Raw genomic sequence first — 16,700 nt, 5'->3', positions numbered from 1 at the left:
CCCGTTTTTGTTTTTTAATAAAGTTCGCCAAGCAGATCGCCACAGCCTGCCTCCCGCGCCCAATATTCCCAGCCGCGCAGCATGGCCGGCGATTTGGGATCGAGCGCCAGACGCGCTTCGATCTCGCCCTGTGACAGAGCCCTGATCTCGTTCTCATCGTCACCAAGACACATGCGCATGGCCGCCATCTGCACGCGCGCGTTCTTCGGAATATAAACGGCCAGGCGCACCAGATCTTGGATTGTCACGCCGGTGCAGACGAAGCCGTGGCCGCGCATCAAGGCGACGCGATTGCAATCGAGACAGCCGGCGAGATCGCGGCCCTGCTCCATATTGGTCACGAGCAAAGTGGTGCGATCGCCGAATTTCTCGGCGATATCCCACACCGGCACGGTCGATCCCATATTGCCAACCGCATGCAGGACAGGTCGCAGCTTGCGTCGCGAAATGGTGAAGGGCAGCACGTCCTCCGCATGGGAATGGATCACCGCCATCACGTCGGGGCGCTTCTCGTAGACGCCGCCGTGAATGAACCGCTCGAGATAGAGCGGCCGCTTCTCATCTGGTGACACGGGCGTGCCGTCGAGATGGAATTCGATGATGTCGGCCTCGGTGACGATGCCGGGGCTCAGCGAACGCGCCAAGAGATAGCGTTTCGGATCGAGCGGATGACGCATGCTGACGTGGCCATAGGCATCGAGCACATGCTCATAGGCCAGGATGCGATTGGCGATGACGACGTCGCGGATGGCGGTTTTGACGATATCCATGATTTAGGCTCCCACATCCACGAAGAGTTCATCCATGGCGGGTTTGCGCGCGATCATGGCGTCGCGATGCATATATTCGATCGCCTTCGTCAAGGTCGGCATATTGGCCTTGAGCCCATAGGGCCAGGGATCGTCGCCGAACGTCTGCTTGATCGTATCGATCTCCGCGTAAAGCCAGGGCAGCATGACACGTTGCGCGCCGGAATATTGCAGCTTCTCCCACATGCTGCGTTTCGAGGCTTCGAACGCCTCGTAAAGCGGCTTGGCCATCCACGGGTTCTTCTCGAACACGCTTTTGCGGATGACGATGAGATGCATGATCGGATGGATTTTCGTGCGCTTGTAATAATCAATCTCGACCTCGCGGAAGTTCGGGAACATCCGCACCACATCGGGATCGACGCCCAAACTGTCCGGGATCAAAGCGCCCAAGGTCGCGTCGATCTCGCCACGGCTGAGCAATTGGCTGAGCGACGCGGACGCATTGTTTTCGAGCTTGATCGGCCGCAGCAACGGCGGCGCATGCGGATTGCCGTGCGTGCCGGCCGAATGCATATTGCCCTGCACCCAGGTGACGTCGGAGAGATCGACGCCATATTCGTCTTCCAGCATGCCGCGACACCACAGCGCCGCGCTCATCGTATAAAGCGGCACGCCGATACGCTTGCCGGCCAGATCCTTCGGCGTCTTGATGCCGGACTTGCGGTTGTAGCAGATGAAACCGTGGCGATAGACCTTGGACGGGAACACCGGCAGAGCAACGAACGGGCTGGTACCGGCCACCGTATTGGCGATGTGTTCCGACGACGACATTTCCGCCATGTCGAAATCGTCGCTCGACATCAGCCGGTCGAACAATTCGCGCGGGTCTTCCATCGCCCGATAATCGAGATCAATACCCTCCGGCTTCACCTCGCCGGTCGCCAGCGCCTCCATCCGATCATACGGGCCGCAGCCGAAGATCAGTTTCAACTTGGACATCGTTCCTCCTGTTGTTGTGATTTGCGGGCGACAATGGCGCAGGAGCACGCGCGACGCAATCAATGCGTGAAACAATAGAGATGTGCTAAATTGATGCTTGTCGTGACGCTAGCGCGACGAGTTATCGCGACATGGCCCGCAAAGCCGCCGCTGCGGCAAAAGGCGCCAGAACGACCGCGCCCAGCGACAAAGCCACCAGAATCAGGAAGGGCGAGAGAAACGGCACGGTGCCGCTGGTCGCCTGCGCCGCCGAAACGCCGAAGATAAGCACCGGGATCGTCAAGGGCAGAACGATCACCGCCATCAACAGGCCGCCCCGCCGCAGGCTCGCGGTCAAAGCCGCGCCGATCGCGCCGATGAAGGTCAAAGCCGGTGTCCCAGCGAGAAGTGTCGCCGTCAGCGTCGCCAGCGCCAGGCCGTCGACGGCAAGCATCAGACCGAACAGCGGCGCCGCAATGACCAACGGCAGACAGGTCGCCACCCAATGGGCCGCGCATTTGACCGCGACGATCAGCTCCAGCGGCAGATCAGCCATGCGCAGAAGATCGAGAGAGCCGTCCTCGGCATCCGATTGAAACAGCCGGTCGAGACCGAGCAGGGTCGCCAGCAGAGCCGCGATCCACAGCACCGCTGGCCCGATGCGCGACAGAAGATTGAGATCGGGCCCGATGGCGAAGGGCACAATGGTGACGAGAATCAGGAAGAACACGACGCCGATCGTCGCCCCGCCGCCGAGGCGATGGGCGATGCGCAATTCGCGCAGGAACAGAGCGCCGCAGGCGGCCATCATGGCCCGTCTTCCTCGTCAATCTGCTCGCCAACCTGCTCACCAAGGCGCAACGTCTGCGCCGCGATGCCGAGTTCGTCATGGGTGGCGGCGACGATCAGGCCCCCGGCATTCAGATGTCCCGCCATGACCTCGGTGAGCTTTTTCACCGAGGCCGCATCGAGCGCCGCCGTCGGCTCGTCGAGCAGCCAAAGCGGCCGCGACACCACCAAAAGCCTAGCCAGCGCGGCCCGGCGGCGCTGCCCGGCGGAGAGATAACCTGCCGGTGTATCAACCACATGCGCGAGACCGAACCGCTCCAGCGCGGCCGCCGGCGCCAAACCTGCGGCGGTGCCAGCGCCTTCAGAATGCAGCATCTGCGCCCAGAAAATCAGGTTCTCGCCGACGGTGAGCGCCGGCTTCATCGCCTCCTGGTGTCCCAGATAGTGGGACAGGACGGCGATCGGCGTTTCGCCTCGGCCTTCGAGTTCGATGCTGCCGCGTTCGAACGGCAGCAGCCCGGCAATACAGCGCAGCAAGGTCGATTTGCCCGACCCGTTGGCGCCGACCACCACCAGAGCGGTGCCGGCGGCAACCGTGAACCTGAGCTGGTGGGCGAGCTGCTGCTCGCCCCGGATCAGGTCGAGACCCGCCACACGGAGCCCTGTGATCGGCATGGCGACGGGCGCGGCAGAAGAAGAAGCCGAGAAATCAGGCAAAACGGTCCCAGCCTGTCATGAGAGATGTCTTGAGAGATGCCTTGCGACGTGAGACGAAAAATCAACTCATCAGCGTGTAGCGCGGGCCGCAGGAATTATCTATAAGCCCCGTCAATCCCTCCCACCACTCAACCGGGATCATCCAATGACCTCCCTCGACAGCTTCAAATGCCGGAAAAAGCTCACCGTTGGCACCAAGACTTATCATTATTATTCATTAAAGGATGCCGAGAAGAACGGGCTCAAAGGCGTTTCGAAACTGCCGTTCTCCATGAAGGTCGTGCTTGAGAACCTGCTGCGCTTCGAAGACGGCCGCACCGTCACCAAGGCCGACATCGTCGCCTGCGCCGCCTGGGCCTCGAACAAAGGCAAAAAAGAACACGAAATCAATTTCCGCCCGTCGCGCGTCCTGATGCAGGATTTCACCGGCGTTCCCGGCGTGGTCGACCTCGCCGCCATGCGCGATGCCATGACCAAGCTCGGCGGCGACGCCGAGAAGATCAACCCGCTGATCCCCGTTGATCTCGTCATCGACCACTCGGTCATCGTCGACGAATTCGGTTCGGCCCGCGCGTTCAAGAAGAACGTCGAGCTTGAATATGAGCGCAACATCGAGCGCTACAACTTCCTCAAATGGGGCCAGGGCGCGTTCGACAATTTCCGCGTCGTGCCGCCGGGCACCGGCATCTGCCACCAGGTCAACCTGGAATATCTGTCGCAGACCGTCTGGACGAAGAAGGAAAAGTACAAGCCGGCGCGCGGCCCGGCCGTGAACGTCGAACTGGCCTATCCGGATTCGCTCGTCGGCACCGATTCGCACACCACCATGGTCAACGGCCTGTCGGTTCTCGGCTGGGGCGTCGGCGGCATCGAAGCCGAAGCCGCCATGCTCGGCCAGCCGCTCTCCATGCTGCTGCCCGAAGTCATCGGCTTCCGCCTCGACGGCAAGCTGAAGGAAGGCGTCACCGCCACCGACTTGGTGCTCACCGTCACGCAGATGCTGCGCAAGAAGGGCGTCGTCGGCAAGTTCGTCGAATTCTACGGCCCTGGCCTCGACGCGTTGACCCTCGCCGACCGCGCCACCATCGGCAACATGGCGCCGGAATATGGCGCGACCTGCGGCTTCTTCCCGATCGATGCCGAAACCATCGACTATCTGAAAGTGTCAAGCCGCGCTTCGGCCCGCATCGCGCTCGTCGAGAAATACGCCAAGGCGCAGGGCATGTTCCGCGTCAAGGCGACGCCGGATCCGGTGTTCACCGACACGCTCGAACTCGACCTCGCCTCCGTCGCCCCGTCGATGGCCGGCCCGAAGCGTCCGGAAGGTCGCGTACCGCTGGAAGGCGTCAGCGCCGGTTTCACGTCGGCGATGACCACCGACTATCGCAAGATCGACGACATCGCCACGCGCTATAAGGTCGATGCGAAGAACTACGATCTCGGCCACGGCGACGTGGTGATCGCCGCCATCACCTCCTGCACCAACACCTCCAACCCGAACGTGCTGATCGGCGCGGGCCTCTTGGCGCGCAACGCCATCGCCAAGGGCCTCACCGTCAAGCCGTGGGTGAAGACCTCGCTGGCGCCGGGCTCGCAGGTGGTCGGCGAATATCTCGCCAAGTCCGGCCTGCAGAAGGACCTCGACAAGCTCGGCTTCAACCTGATCGGTTACGGCTGCACCACCTGCATCGGCAACTCCGGCCCGCTGGCGCCGGAAATTTCCGAGAGCATCAACAAGAACGGCATCGTCGCCGCGGCTGTCCTCTCCGGCAACCGTAACTTCGAAGGCCGCGTCAGCCCCGACGTGCAGGCCAACTATCTCGCCTCGCCGCCGCTGGTCGTCGCCCATGCCATCGCCGGCACGGTGACCAAGGATCTGACGAAGGAGCCGCTCGGCCACACCAAGAAGGGCGAGCCGGTCTTCCTGCGCGACATCTGGCCGACGAACAAGGAAATCGACACCTTCATCCGCAAGTTCGTCACCAAGAAGACCTACAAGGAACGCTACGCCGACGTGTTCAAGGGCGACACCAACTGGCGCAAGGTGAAGGCGCCGGTGGGCCAGACCTATAAGTGGAACATGTCGTCCACCTATGTGCAGAACCCGCCCTATTTCGAAGGCATGACGATGACCCCGGCGCCCGTCGCCGACGTTATTGATGCCCGCATCCTGGCGCTGTTCGGCGACAAGATCACCACCGACCACATTTCTCCGGCCGGTTCGATCAAGCTCACCTCGCCGGCCGGCAAATGGCTGGCCGACCGCCAGGTGCGCGAGAAGGACTTCAACCAATACGGCACGCGCCGCGGCAACCATGAAGTGATGATGCGCGGCACCTTCGCCAACATCCGCATCAAGAACTTCATGAACAAGGGCGAAGACGGCAACGTGCTGGAAGGTGGCAACACCGTCCACTATCCGTCGGGCGAGAAGCTGTCGATCTACGACGCGGCGATGAAATACGCCGCCGAGAATGTGCCGCTCGTCATCATGGCGGGTGAAGAATACGGCAACGGTTCGTCACGCGACTGGGCCGCCAAGGGCACGCGTCTCCTCGGCGTGCGCGCCGTCATCGCCCAGAGCTTCGAGCGCATTCACCGCTCGAACCTGGTCGGCATGGGCGTGCTGCCGCTGACCTTCGAGGCCGGCACCTCCTGGCAGACGCTGGGCCTGAAGGGCGACGAACAGGTCACCATCCACGGCCTCGGCGACACGCTGAAGCCGCGCCAGGGCATGGAAGCGCTGATCAAGTTCGCTGACGGGTCAGAGAAGAAAGTGGCGGTCGACTGCCGCATCCTCACCCTCGACGAGCTGGAATACTTCCGCCACGGCGGCATCATGCAATACGTGATCCGCCAGCTCGCCGCCGCCTAATCGGGCGCCGCGTTAAGGCAAACCTTTGAAAAGCCGCCCTCCGGGGCGGCTTTTTGCATATCAGCCAAACCCTATGAGCAGATCGCTTGCCAATCCGGCGGCGGGCCGGTAGCAAAGCCGCGAAATTCAACGTCAAACCGAGGATCCCATGGCCACCTACAATCTGTTTCTCCTGCCCGGCGACGGCATCGGCCCGGAAGTGATGACGGAAGTGGAGAAAGTGGCCCGCTTCCTCGACAAGAGCGGCATCGCCTCTTTCAACATGGAACGCGGCCTGGTCGGCGGCTCCGCCTATGACGCCCACGGCCAGTCGATCAGCGAAGAGCATATGGCCATGGCCCACGCCGCCGACGCGGTGATCTTCGGCGCCGTCGGCGGCCCGAAATGGGATGGCGTGCCCTATGACGTGCGCCCGGAAGCGGGTCTCCTGCGCCTGCGCAAGGATCTCGCCCTCTACGCTAACCTGCGCCCGGCCGTGTGCTATCCGGCGCTGGCCGATGCCTCCTCGTTGAAGCGCGAGCTGGTCGAAGGCCTCGACATCATGATCGTGCGCGAACTCACCGGCGGCGTCTATTTCGGCGAGCCGAAGGAAATCATCGACCTCGGCAACGGCCAAAAGCGCGGCATCGACACCCAGGTCTACGACACCTACGAGATCGAACGCATTTCCCGCGTCGCCTTCGAACTCGCCCGCAAGCGCCGCAACAAGGTGACGTCCACCGAGAAGCGCAACGTCATGAAGTCGGGCGTGTTGTGGAACGAAGTGGTCACCGCTTTGCACAAGCGCGACTATGCCGACGTGACCCTCGAGCATCAGCTTGCTGATTCGCTGGGCATGCAGCTCGTGCGCACGCCCAAGCAGTTCGACGTCATCGTCTCCGACAATCTGTTCGGCGACATGCTCTCCGACGTCGCCGCCATGCTCACCGGCTCGCTCGGTATGCTGCCATCGGCCTCGCTCGGCGACATCGACCCGAAGACCAAGAAGCGCAAGGCGCTCTACGAGCCGGTGCACGGTTCGGCGCCCGACATCGCCGGCAAGGGCATCGCCAATCCGATCGCCATGATCGCGTCGCTCGCCATGTGTCTGCGCTATTCCTTCGGCCTCGGCGACGCCGCCGACCGCATCGAAAAAGCCATCGCCGACGTGCTCGACCAGGGCCTGCGCACCGCCGACATCAAGGGCGATGCCTCCTCCTATATCTCGACCGGCGAAATGGGCGACGCCATTCTCGCGCAACTGCAAAAGTCTGCGTAAAATTTTACGCAACGCGTCGTCGCAATGCCCGGCTCTGCCGGGCATTGTCGTTTGTGACGACTGAACAAAACAAACAGCACGATCCCCGGTTATCGCTGCAACCAAGCACCAGCCTCGGCGTTATCTCCTTCGATATCCTCACAGCCAGGAAGGAGGGTCGCGATGAGCGGCAAGCGCATCGTGGGTATGATCGGCGCGTTGATGGCGGTGCTGAGCAGCGGCCAGGCGGTTGCCAATACGCGCACCGGAATCAGTGCCTACCAGCGCGGCGATTATGCCACCGCTTTGCGCGAATGGGAGCAGGCTGCCCGTGCCGGCGATCCGCAAGCCCTCTACAATCTCGGCGTTGCCTATGCTGAGGGCAAAGCTGTGCCCCGCGATCAGGCCCGCGCTGTCAGCTATTATCAGCAGGGTGCGAGCAAAGGCAGCGTTCTGGCCGCCTACAATCTGGGCCAGGCCTATCGCAAGGGCGAAGGCACCGGCGTCGATCATGCGCAAGCCGCGAAATGGTATCGCTTCGCCGCCACACGCGGCCATTTCCGCGCCGCCAATGAACTGGGCATTCTCTATGTGGAAGGCAAAGGCGTCCCACGCGATCCCATCGAAGGTTTCGCCTGGATCTACACCGCCACCCATGTCGAGATCATGGACTCGCAGGCCCTGAACAATGCGATGCAACTGGCCCGCACGTTCAACAGCGACCAGATCAAGGTCGCGCAGACCCGCGGCCAAACCTATTACCAACGCTATATGGCGCCGAACCGCGCGACGGTGCGCGCCTTGATGGCGCGATAAGTGGTCTGAGGCCTCCGTGTCATCCCGGACACGCGCAGCGTGATCCGGGATCCAGGGGCAACGGCTTCAATGTCGGCAGCAACTTTCCGCCACACAGCCCGACTCGTTCGTTTCTACCACACACCCCTGGTTCCCGGATCGCGCTTTCAGCGCGTCCGGGATGACACCGAGATTGCGCGTCGTGATCAACCAAACAACTGCTTCGAGGCCAGCTTGGCGCCCTCGGCGAGGCTTTGCAGTTTCGCGGTGACGATGCTCGGAATCACCTCCGGCACGGCGCGCGGCGACGAAGCGAAGCCGCAGTCGGTCGAGGCGATGACATGCTCCTTGCCGACCACGTCGGCGAAACGGACGATGCGCTGCGCCACAAGCTCGGGATGTTCGACGAGCACGCTGGCATGGGTGACGACACCCGGCAGCAGCGCCTTACCATCGCCCAGCTTCACCCCTTCCCAGATGCCCGCCTCATGCTCATGGCGCGGATTGCCGTATTCGAACGAATAGTAATTCGCTTTGATCGACAGGATGATGTCGGTGAGATGTTTCATCTCCAGATCATGGGTGCGCGGGCCGATGTTGATGCCATAGCAGGTGTGGTGGCGGATGCGATCCGCTGGAATGTTGCGCACCGATTCGTTCATCGCCTCGACGCGGCGGCGTGCCCAGGCCTGCGCCTGCTTCACGGTCATCTCGGGATTGAGCATGTAGTGCATGGCCAGACGTGGATCGTCGAGCTGTATCGAGAAACCTGCCGCGACGATGGCTTCATATTCGACCCGCATCGCCTCGACGATCGCCGCCAGATAAGCCTCTTCATTGTTGTAATGCCGGTCGACCACGGCGCCTTCGACGGTGGCCACAGAAGCCGCCGGAATGAACACGTCGACCGGCTTGCGGCCAGTGAGCGCGGCTTTCAGATTGTCGAGATCGGTTTTCAGAAGATCGGTGCCCGCATAGGTCATCGGCCCGATACATTCGAAGCCCGCCGGCTGCGTGCCGGAATGACCGGCGGTGTAGAAATCCGGAAAGGCATCAAGCTCCTTCGTATGCGTGCGGCCCTGCGGCGACCCCGTGCGCCGCTGAATGCCGCCGAGGCGCTGATGCACATAGGCATAGAAACTCGGCTTCGACTGCTCGCCGTCGCTGATGATGTCGATGCCGTTGTCAACCTGATAGGCAACGCAATCGGCCACCGCGCGCTTGACCGCATCGGCATATTTCGCCGGATCGACCACTTGCCCATCCATATGCGCCACCATGAAGGCGCTGAGCGAATCCGGGCGCGGGAGGCTGCCCACATGGGTCGTGAGAATGCGACGCTGGCTTTCGGTGGCAATCGACATGAGCGTTTCCAATCTTTTCTTGATGCATTGAGATTCGCACGATGTCGCCAAACGCGCGTGCGCGCAAGATGCACGAGCTTCGCAGCAGGGCTGATAAAAAAAGCCCCCGCCGCAACGGCGAGGGCCTCAATCGTTTCAAATACGTGCGGCGATCAGGTCGCCAATATCACGCGGCCTTGGCGCGCGGCTTGATCAACTTCTGCGCGATCAGCGCTTCGGCGATCTGCACCGCGTTGAGCGCCGCACCCTTGCGCAGATTGTCGGACACGCACCAGAAGGCGAGACCGTTCTCCACGGTCGCGTCTTCGCGGATGCGCGAAATGTAAGTGGCATCTTCGCCCGCCGCTTCATGCGGAGTGATGTAGCCGCCCGGCTCGTGCTTATCGATGACGAGGCAGCCCGGCGCATCGCGCAGAATGTCGCGCGCCTCATCCGGCGTGATCGGCTTTTCGAATTCGACGTTGACGGATTCGGAATGCGAGATGAACACCGGCACGCGCACGCAGGTGGCGACGAGCTTGATCTTCGGATCGAGGATCTTCTTCGTCTCCGCCATCATCTTCCACTCTTCCTTGGTGTAGCCGTCTTCCATGAAGACGTCGATCTGCGGAATGAGGTTGAAGGCGATACGCTTCGGGAACTTCTTGTTCTCGACCTGATCGGAGACGAAGACGGCGCGGGTCTGCGCGAACAATTCGTCCATCGCATCCTTGCCGGCGCCGGACACCGACTGATAGGTCGACACCACCACGCGCTTGACCTTCGCCACGTCATGCAGCGGCTTCAGCGCCACGACGAGCTGGGCGGTCGAGCAGTTCGGATTGGCGATGATGTTGCGCTTGGTGAAGCCTGCCAGCGCATGGGCATTCACCTCAGGCACGACCAGCGGCACGTCGGCGTCATAGCGCCAGGCCGAGGAATTATCGATGACGACGCAGCCCAGAGCGCCGATCTTCGGCGACCATTCCTTGGAGACGCTGCCGCCTGCCGACATCAGGCAGATGTCGGTGTCGGAGAAATCATAGGTGTCGAGGTGGCGACACTTCAGCGTGCGATCACCATAGGAAACCTCCTGGCCGATGGAACGGCTGGAGGCGAGCGGAATGACCTCATCGGCGGGAAAACGGCGCTCGGCGAGAATGTTGAGCATCTCCCGGCCTACATTGCCGGTTGCGCCTGCGATTGCGACCTTGAAACCCATTTGCGTGGACCTTGCGTAGGAAAATCTGTCTCCCCGGGATGGCGCCCAGCTTTCGCGGGCTTCGCCTCTTCTCCCGCCAGGGGAGAGAACCCGGAAGCGAGGACGTGCGTCAGTCAGCCGTGCCGCGTTTGGCGGCCGGTTTCGTCGTCGGTTTCGTGAAGGAAGCGATGACCATGATCTGAACGTGTCCCGGCGCAAATGCCGTGGCGTCCAAAAACACGCGATCTGGAACAATGTCAATGATCCAGCGGCGTCGCGGGGCATGCACCTTGGGCGCAGCTTAACCGGTCGTTCACTGTGCGACCAATTGGGTCCCGGCCGGTAACCCACCCGTTAAGAGCTTTGCTCAAAATAGAGACATCGCGGGCTTGGTGGGCCCAAAGGATAGACCGGCGATCGGCATGCTGCCGCTTGTATCGAGAGTTCGTGTCATGAGTTTTATCGTCTTCGGCGCGCCCGACGGACCGGGAAAGGCTGCGGAATTGGCAGTCCGCGCCCGGCTGCTGTGGCACAAGACGACCCGCTCCTTCGGCCTCTACCTTGGCCTTGGTATCGGCCTGATTGCCAGTCTTTTCATAGCGATAGCCCTGATTCCAACGCCGCCCGCCACACCGCCCGCGCCCGAACCGCTGCCGCAGAGCCCGTGGGCGGCCATCGAACGCCCGGCCGGGATGTACGGCCTCAACGCCCCCGACTATGGCCGCGACCCCACCACTTTCACCGCCAAGCGCCACCGCGAGGGACGCGGCCGCATCGACGTGATGACCTGGGGGCGCCTCGACGACGACGCCCACCCCTATCTGCGCCTGGCCGTCCACCGGGTCGGCCGGGAGCCGACCGAGGACAGTTCCTTCTTCATCCACATGGTCCGCGAAGCAGCCGGTTTCGGCGCCGCCGTCACCCGCGGCAACGTCGCCGATCCGCTGCCGACCCGTTTCGGCCTGTTCGAGGCTGCCGACGTCATGCTCGATGCAAATGGCGCCAAGACCAGCAGCGCCAAGGCCAATTGCATGGGCTTTCGCTTCGCCTCGCCGGAACGCCTGGTCCGCATGACCGGCTTTGCCTGCGGGACATCAGCCCATCCGATCGACCGCCAGACGCTGGCCTGCACGATCGAGCGCATCGAACTGGTCTCGGCCGGCGACGACCACGACCTGGCCCGTTTTTTCGCCAGTGCCGCGACCCATCGCGATCCGGCCTGCCTGCCCCGGCGCGCCAGCCAGACGAGCGAGCCGATAAATACACCGATGAATATCTTGCCGAATGCGCAGTCGAGCCGGCAAGCGAACTGGATCGACCAGACCGGTACGGCGGCACCGCTGCGCGGCGTGGCGGCGAAACCGCGGCGCAGATAAATCTTAAACATCCCCGTGAAAAGCTCTGTGCAGGCGCCGCACAGATGACTACCTATGGTGACATCAACACCAACCGGGGGATGCAATGCGTATCGTGGCTATGGTTTCTCTGGCGCTCGGCGCCCTGGCAATGACCGGCCTCACCGTCACCTCCGCCGATGCCCAGACGCGCAAGAAGCGCGAAGTGGTCATCAAGGGCCACAAGGCCCGCAGCTTCCTCGACAGCGGCCGTGTCGTGCCTGTCGGCAGCCTGAGCAATTACGTCTATGTCGGCACGATCTTCAATTCGATGCCTTATGACGCCCATCGCGGCCGTTACGGCGGCGAGACCCTCCCGCGCCGCTGGGATCTGCCGGGTATGTGAACTGGTTTGAACCCTTGGGTGTCATCCCGGACGCGCCAACGGCGCGATCCGGGAGCCAGGGGCAAACGGTAGAGCCATAAGCATCGGCTCTCCACGAAGCACACGAGCAACACCACGCCTTTGGCCCCTGGTTCCCGGATCACGCTGCGCGTGTCCGGGATGACACGAAGGTCGCGCCCTTCTTTTTCTAAACCTGCTTCACCCCCTTCATGATCCGCCACAGGCGCGGCGGCGTCGCCGGCATCGGCACGTCGCGCACGCCCAGATGCCGCAGCGCATCGACCAAAGCATTGGCGACCGCCGGCAGCGCGCCGACACAACCCGCCTCCCCGGCACCTTTGACCCCCAGCGGATTGGTCTTGGTCGGCACCGGATTGCTCTTCACCTCGAAGGCGCAGAGATTGTCCGCATGCGGCATGGCGTAATCCATGAACGAGGCGGTCAGCACTTCTCCGCTCTCGTTATAAACCATGTCCTCCATCAACATCTGGCCCACGCCCATGGCAATACCGCCGTGGATCTGCCCTTTCAGCAGCAGCGGATTCATCACCACGCCGACATCGTCGACCACGTTGTAATTGACGAGCTCCACCGTGCCGGTCTCCTCGTCGATCTCCAGTTCGACGATGTGGCAGCCGTTGGGATAATTCGGCTGCCGCCCGTTGTAGACCGCCGTGGCGCTGAGGCCCGGCTCGATGTCGTCGGGCAGATCGGACGGTTTCGAGGCCGCCAGCGCCACCTCCTTCATCGTCATGCTACGATTGGTCTTGCGGCTTGAGAACACGCCATCGTTGAATTCGATATCGTCGACCTTCAACACGTGGGCGGCGATCTTCATCGCCTTGGCGATGACCTTCTCGCTGGCCAGCACCATGGCGCCACCACCCATGGCGGACGTGCGCGAGCCGCCCGTCCCCTCGCCATAGAAGATCACATCGGTGTCGCCCTGTTCGTAATGCACATCGCCCGGATCGATGCCGAGCCGATCGCAGACGAGCTGTTTGAACACGGTCTCATGGCCCTGCCCCTGCGTCACCGAGCCCGACAGGATCGTCATGCTGCCGGTGCGGTCGAAACGAATCTCAGCCCCTTCGATGCCGGGCGCGCCGGCCTTCTCGATTGAATTGGACAGGCCGATGCCGCGCAACTTGCCACGCCGGCGAGCCTCCGCGCGGCGCGCTTCAAAGCCCCGCCAGTCGGCCATTTTCAGGCACAGGTCCATATTCTTTTCAAACGCGCCACTGTCATAGATGAACGACAGCCCGGTCTTGAACGGAAAGGCATCCTCGGGGATCAGATTCTTGCGGCGCAGCTCCACTTTATCGAAGCCCAACTCATCGGCGGCGATATCGATGATGCGCTCGATGATGTAAGCGGCTTCCGGCCGGCCGTTGCCGCGATAGGGCCGCATCCAATGGGTGTGGGTGAGCACGCCGGTCGTATCGACATGAATGGCCGGTGTCGTATAGACGCCCGCCAGAGTGCCGATGTTGCTGTAGAGCGCCGTCTCCGATCCGGTTTGCAGATAGGCACCGAGATTGACCAGAGTGGTGACGCGCAGCCCCAGGAATTTACCGGATTTATCGAGCGCCAGTTCCGCCGTCGTCAGATTGTCGCGCGCCGCCGCGTCACCGAGAAAAGCTTCGTTGCGGGTCGATGTCCATTTCACCGGGCGGTGCAGCTTCTTCGAGGCCAGAATGGCCAGCGCCACTTCGTTGAACACCCCCGATTTCATGCCGAAACTGCCGCCGATGTCGCCGGCGACGACGCGGATCTTGCTTTCGGGAATGCGCAGCGATTGCGACAGCCGCTCGCGATAATCGAGCGCCCGCTGCAAGGTCGTATAGACGGTGTAGCGGTCGGCGGCGGGATCGTAATGGGCGACGCAGGCACGCGGCTCCATCGTCGCCGCCATGACGCGGTTGATATAGAATGTGTGTTTCACCACATGATCGGCCTTGGCGATGGCCGCATCAACAGCGGCTTTATCGCCTTCCAGATGGGTGAAGCTGACATTGCCGGGATTGTCCGCATGCACCGCTGGCGCGCCGGGCTTGATCGCCTCTTCGGCGGTCAGCACCGACGGCAGAACCTCATAATCGACATCGATCAGTTCCAGCGCATCCATTGCCTGCCAGCGCGTCTCGGCGACGACGAAGGCGACGAAATCGCCGACCCAGCGCACATAGTCCTTGGGAAAACCCGGCAGCGGCGGCGCATACATCGGCGAGCCATCGCGCTTGGTCTTGCCCTTCGGCCGCGGCAGATCGCCATAGCCAGACGCCGCCCAATCCCGATGGGTCAGCACCGCCAGCACGCCCGGCGCCGCCAGAGCGCGGCTCGTCTCGATCTTCAGGATTTTCGCATGAGCATGGCGGGCACGCAGCACGACACCGTGAACGAGGCCCTCCATCGACACATCGTCGGTATAGCGTCCGCCACCTTGAATGAGGCGTGGATCCTCGAAACGCGGCACCGGCTGCCCCAGCGCATAATCACCCATGGGATTTCCTCCAGGCTTTTGGTTTCTTGATTTTGTATTTTGGCGTCTCGGTGACGGCGCCAGTCAACGCGTCGGCATTTGCTAGACATCACCACAAGATGTCCTTTAGCAGGCGATGGACCGGTTTTGAAATGTCACGAACGCGGGATGAATTATGAATCATGTCACCGTCATCACCGGCGCTTCCAGCGGCATCGGCACGGAGCTGGCCCGCGTTTTCGCCCGCAACAACCATCGTTTGCTGCTCACCGGGCGCAACGAAGCGGCGCTTGAAGCGCTGGCCACCGAACTCACGGGCGCCACGAAGCCCATCGTCCTGACCGCCGATCTGACGGAACCCGGCGCAGCGCAGCGTGTAGTCGACACGTTGCGCCAGAACGACGTTCGCGCCGGCATCCTGGTCAACAATGCCGGTTATGGCCTCGCCGGCCGCTTCGCCGAACTCGATGGCACCAGCCAACTCAACATGATCGACCTCAACATGCGGGTGCTGACCGAACTCACCCATCTGCTGCTGCCCGATCTCGTCGCCACCCAGGGCCGGCTTCTCAACGTCGCCTCCACCGCCGCCTATTTCCCGGGGCCCGGCATGGCCGCCTATTACGCCAGCAAGGCTTATGTGCTGTCGCTGAGCGAAGCCCTGCATCAAGAGCTGAAACAAGAGGGGGTCGGCGTCACCGTGCTCTGCCCCGGCACCACGGCCACCGCCTTCTTCGACCGGGCCGGCATCAACCCCAAGCTGATCAAGGCGCTGCGGCCGATGTCACCGCTCCAGGTGGCCGAAGCCGGCTATCGCGCCCTCATGGCCGGCCGCCGCGTGGTGGTGCCCGGCTGGCATAATCGCCTGCTCGCCGGCGTGTCGGGTGTCATTCCTCACTTTCTGTTCATGTCTTTTTTGCAACATTTGCAAACGGGCCGCCGAAAATAGATTCGCTGCCGGGTTCTCGCCACGATAGCTGTCTATCCGACTGCGGCACGATGTTTGCTTGATTTCGGATTCGACAGCCACGAGAACAGCACGATCATGTATCTGCCCGTCCTTGATTCTCCTTCCGGCACAATTCTCGTCATCCTGCACCAGGAATCGTCCTCGGCTGCGCGGGTCGGCCGGATTTTGCAGAATCAAGGCTACCTTCTCGACGAGCGCCGCCCGAGCTGTGGCGACCCGCTGCCCACCACCCTAGCCGGCTATGCCGGCGTGGTGATCTTCGGCGGCCCGATGAGCGCCAACGACGATTTCGACTATATCCGTCGGGAGACCGATTTCGTCGGCCTCGCGCTGAAGGAAGAGAAACCCCTGCTCGGCATCTGCCTCGGCGCCCAGCTCATCGCCCGGCATCTCGGCGAGCGCGTCGGCCCGCATCCGCAGGGCCGCGCCGAGATCGGCTACTACCCGATCGACCCGACGCCAGAGGGCGACAAGCTTTGCCCGATGCCTTGCCCGCGCACGGTCTATCAGTGGCACCGCGAAGGCTTCGACCTGCCCAAGGGCGCCAGGCTCCTGGCGCGCGGCGGCGAGGACTTCCCGATCCAGGCCTTCGCCTACGGTAGCGCCGTCGCCCTGCAGTTCCATCCGGAGGTCAGCTATTCGACCATCTGCCGTTGGACCACCCGGGCCGGCGAGCGGATGATGTGCGCCGGCGCGCAGCCGCTCGATCACCATTTCGACGGCTGGTTCCTCTACGACCGCGCCATCGCCCAATGGACCCACACCTTCCTCGCCGCCTGGGCGACGAAGCAGCCGATGGCCCTGAGCGCCTGAGGCGAGCG

14 protein-coding genes are annotated in these 16,700 nt (G+C 62.6%); 7 read left to right on the top strand and 7 right to left on the bottom strand.

What is annotated here, in order from left to right; all coding sequences use genetic code 11:
* Positions 1 to 14: 14 nt before the first annotated feature.
* From OIM99_RS07940 to ccmA, 4 genes are all read right to left on the bottom strand, one after another.
* The gene (locus tag OIM99_RS07940; protein ID WP_311849794.1) at positions 15 to 770 is read right to left on the bottom strand and encodes a class II aldolase/adducin family protein; all 756 of its coding nucleotides are present in this window, start codon (positions 768 to 770) and stop codon (positions 15 to 17) included.
* Positions 771 to 773: 3 nt separating this feature from the next.
* Complete coding sequence (locus tag OIM99_RS07935) at positions 774 to 1,751, bottom strand: ABC transporter substrate-binding protein (RefSeq protein WP_311849793.1); 978 nt, start codon at positions 1,749 to 1,751, stop codon at positions 774 to 776.
* Positions 1,752 to 1,872: 121 nt separating this feature from the next.
* Positions 1,873 to 2,541: a heme exporter protein CcmB gene (ccmB, locus tag OIM99_RS07930; protein ID WP_311849792.1), complete on the bottom strand. Its 669-nt coding sequence runs from the start codon at positions 2,539 to 2,541 to the stop codon at positions 1,873 to 1,875.
* Positions 2,538 to 3,236: a heme ABC exporter ATP-binding protein CcmA gene (gene ccmA, locus OIM99_RS07925; RefSeq protein WP_311849791.1), complete on the bottom strand. Its 699-nt coding sequence runs from the start codon at positions 3,234 to 3,236 to the stop codon at positions 2,538 to 2,540. Before ccmA ends, ccmB begins: the two co-directional genes overlap by 4 nt.
* A 145-nt stretch (positions 3,237 to 3,381) precedes the next feature.
* On the opposite strand from ccmA, the gene acnA reads away from it, so the two are divergent.
* From acnA to OIM99_RS07910, 3 genes are all read left to right on the top strand, one after another.
* Positions 3,382 to 6,111 (top strand): aconitate hydratase AcnA, encoded by a 2,730-nt coding sequence (gene acnA / locus OIM99_RS07920; protein WP_311849790.1) that lies wholly within the window; start codon positions 3,382 to 3,384, stop codon positions 6,109 to 6,111.
* Positions 6,112 to 6,259: 148 nt separating this feature from the next.
* Positions 6,260 to 7,369, top strand: coding sequence for a 3-isopropylmalate dehydrogenase (leuB, locus tag OIM99_RS07915; RefSeq protein ID WP_311849789.1), 1,110 nt, complete (start codon positions 6,260 to 6,262; stop codon positions 7,367 to 7,369).
* A 162-nt stretch (positions 7,370 to 7,531) separates the two neighbouring features.
* Complete coding sequence (locus OIM99_RS07910; RefSeq protein ID WP_311849788.1) at positions 7,532 to 8,164, top strand: tetratricopeptide repeat protein; 633 nt, start codon at positions 7,532 to 7,534, stop codon at positions 8,162 to 8,164.
* A gap of 185 nt (positions 8,165 to 8,349) precedes the next feature.
* Here the strand turns inward: OIM99_RS07910 and OIM99_RS07905 are convergent, their stop codons facing one another.
* Together OIM99_RS07905 and OIM99_RS07900 are read right to left on the bottom strand one after the other, a co-directional pair.
* Entirely contained in the window at positions 8,350 to 9,507 is a 1,158-nt protein-coding gene (locus OIM99_RS07905) for a cobalamin-independent methionine synthase II family protein (protein WP_311849787.1), read from the bottom strand.
* Positions 9,508 to 9,673: 166 nt separating this feature from the next.
* Entirely contained in the window at positions 9,674 to 10,708 is a 1,035-nt protein-coding gene (locus OIM99_RS07900; protein WP_311849786.1) for an aspartate-semialdehyde dehydrogenase, read from the bottom strand.
* Positions 10,709 to 11,139: 431 nt separating this feature from the next.
* Between OIM99_RS07900 and OIM99_RS07895 the strand changes: the two genes are divergently transcribed.
* Both OIM99_RS07895 and OIM99_RS07890 read left to right on the top strand, forming a co-directional pair.
* Positions 11,140 to 12,063 (top strand): hypothetical protein, encoded by a 924-nt coding sequence (locus tag OIM99_RS07895; RefSeq protein WP_311849785.1) that lies wholly within the window; start codon positions 11,140 to 11,142, stop codon positions 12,061 to 12,063.
* Positions 12,064 to 12,148: 85 nt separating this feature from the next.
* The gene (locus tag OIM99_RS07890; protein WP_311849784.1) at positions 12,149 to 12,427 is read left to right on the top strand and encodes a hypothetical protein; all 279 of its coding nucleotides are present in this window, start codon (positions 12,149 to 12,151) and stop codon (positions 12,425 to 12,427) included.
* 187 nt (positions 12,428 to 12,614) lie between these two features.
* On the opposite strand, the gene OIM99_RS07885 is transcribed toward OIM99_RS07890, so the two are convergent.
* Positions 12,615 to 14,930 carry a xanthine dehydrogenase family protein molybdopterin-binding subunit gene (locus tag OIM99_RS07885; protein ID WP_311849783.1) on the bottom strand — a complete coding sequence of 772 codons (2,316 nt, stop codon included), beginning with the start codon at positions 14,928 to 14,930 and terminating at the stop codon, positions 12,615 to 12,617.
* Between the two features lie 154 nt (positions 14,931 to 15,084).
* Between OIM99_RS07885 and OIM99_RS07880 the strand changes: the two genes are divergently transcribed.
* Positions 15,085 to 15,858: an SDR family oxidoreductase gene (locus tag OIM99_RS07880; protein WP_311849782.1), complete on the top strand. Its 774-nt coding sequence runs from the start codon at positions 15,085 to 15,087 to the stop codon at positions 15,856 to 15,858.
* 96 nt (positions 15,859 to 15,954) lie between these two features.
* The gene (locus OIM99_RS07875; RefSeq protein WP_311849781.1) at positions 15,955 to 16,692 is read left to right on the top strand and encodes a glutamine amidotransferase-related protein; all 738 of its coding nucleotides are present in this window, start codon (positions 15,955 to 15,957) and stop codon (positions 16,690 to 16,692) included.
* Positions 16,693 to 16,700 lie beyond the last annotated feature (8 nt).

The sequence above is a fragment of the Methylocella sp. CPCC 101449 genome, assembly GCF_031921685.1.
Taxonomy (GTDB): domain Bacteria; phylum Pseudomonadota; class Alphaproteobacteria; order Rhizobiales; family Beijerinckiaceae; genus Terripilifer.
This window is presented reverse-complemented; position numbering and strand designations above follow the sequence as displayed.

What these genes read in the sequence shown, in the direction of transcription:
- OIM99_RS07940 (WP_311849794.1), bottom strand. Translation starts at nt 770, where the DNA reads ATGGATATCGTCAAAACCGCCATCCGCGACGTCGTCATCGCCAATCGC.
- OIM99_RS07935 (WP_311849793.1), bottom strand. Translation starts at nt 1,751, where the DNA reads ATGTCCAAGTTGAAACTGATCTTCGGCTGCGGCCCGTATGATCGGATG.
- ccmB (WP_311849792.1), bottom strand. Translation starts at nt 2,541, where the DNA reads ATGATGGCCGCCTGCGGCGCTCTGTTCCTGCGCGAATTGCGCATCGCC.
- acnA (WP_311849790.1), top strand. Translation starts at nt 3,382, where the DNA reads ATGACCTCCCTCGACAGCTTCAAATGCCGGAAAAAGCTCACCGTTGGC.
- leuB (WP_311849789.1), top strand. Translation starts at nt 6,260, where the DNA reads ATGGCCACCTACAATCTGTTTCTCCTGCCCGGCGACGGCATCGGCCCG.
- OIM99_RS07910 (WP_311849788.1), top strand. Translation starts at nt 7,532, where the DNA reads ATGAGCGGCAAGCGCATCGTGGGTATGATCGGCGCGTTGATGGCGGTG.
- OIM99_RS07905 (WP_311849787.1), bottom strand. Translation starts at nt 9,507, where the DNA reads ATGTCGATTGCCACCGAAAGCCAGCGTCGCATTCTCACGACCCATGTG.
- OIM99_RS07900 (WP_311849786.1), bottom strand. Translation starts at nt 10,708, where the DNA reads ATGGGTTTCAAGGTCGCAATCGCAGGCGCAACCGGCAATGTAGGCCGG.
- OIM99_RS07895 (WP_311849785.1), top strand. Translation starts at nt 11,140, where the DNA reads ATGAGTTTTATCGTCTTCGGCGCGCCCGACGGACCGGGAAAGGCTGCG.
- OIM99_RS07890 (WP_311849784.1), top strand. Translation starts at nt 12,149, where the DNA reads ATGCGTATCGTGGCTATGGTTTCTCTGGCGCTCGGCGCCCTGGCAATG.
- OIM99_RS07885 (WP_311849783.1), bottom strand. Translation starts at nt 14,930, where the DNA reads ATGGGTGATTATGCGCTGGGGCAGCCGGTGCCGCGTTTCGAGGATCCA.
- OIM99_RS07880 (WP_311849782.1), top strand. Translation starts at nt 15,085, where the DNA reads ATGAATCATGTCACCGTCATCACCGGCGCTTCCAGCGGCATCGGCACG.
- OIM99_RS07875 (WP_311849781.1), top strand. Translation starts at nt 15,955, where the DNA reads ATGTATCTGCCCGTCCTTGATTCTCCTTCCGGCACAATTCTCGTCATC.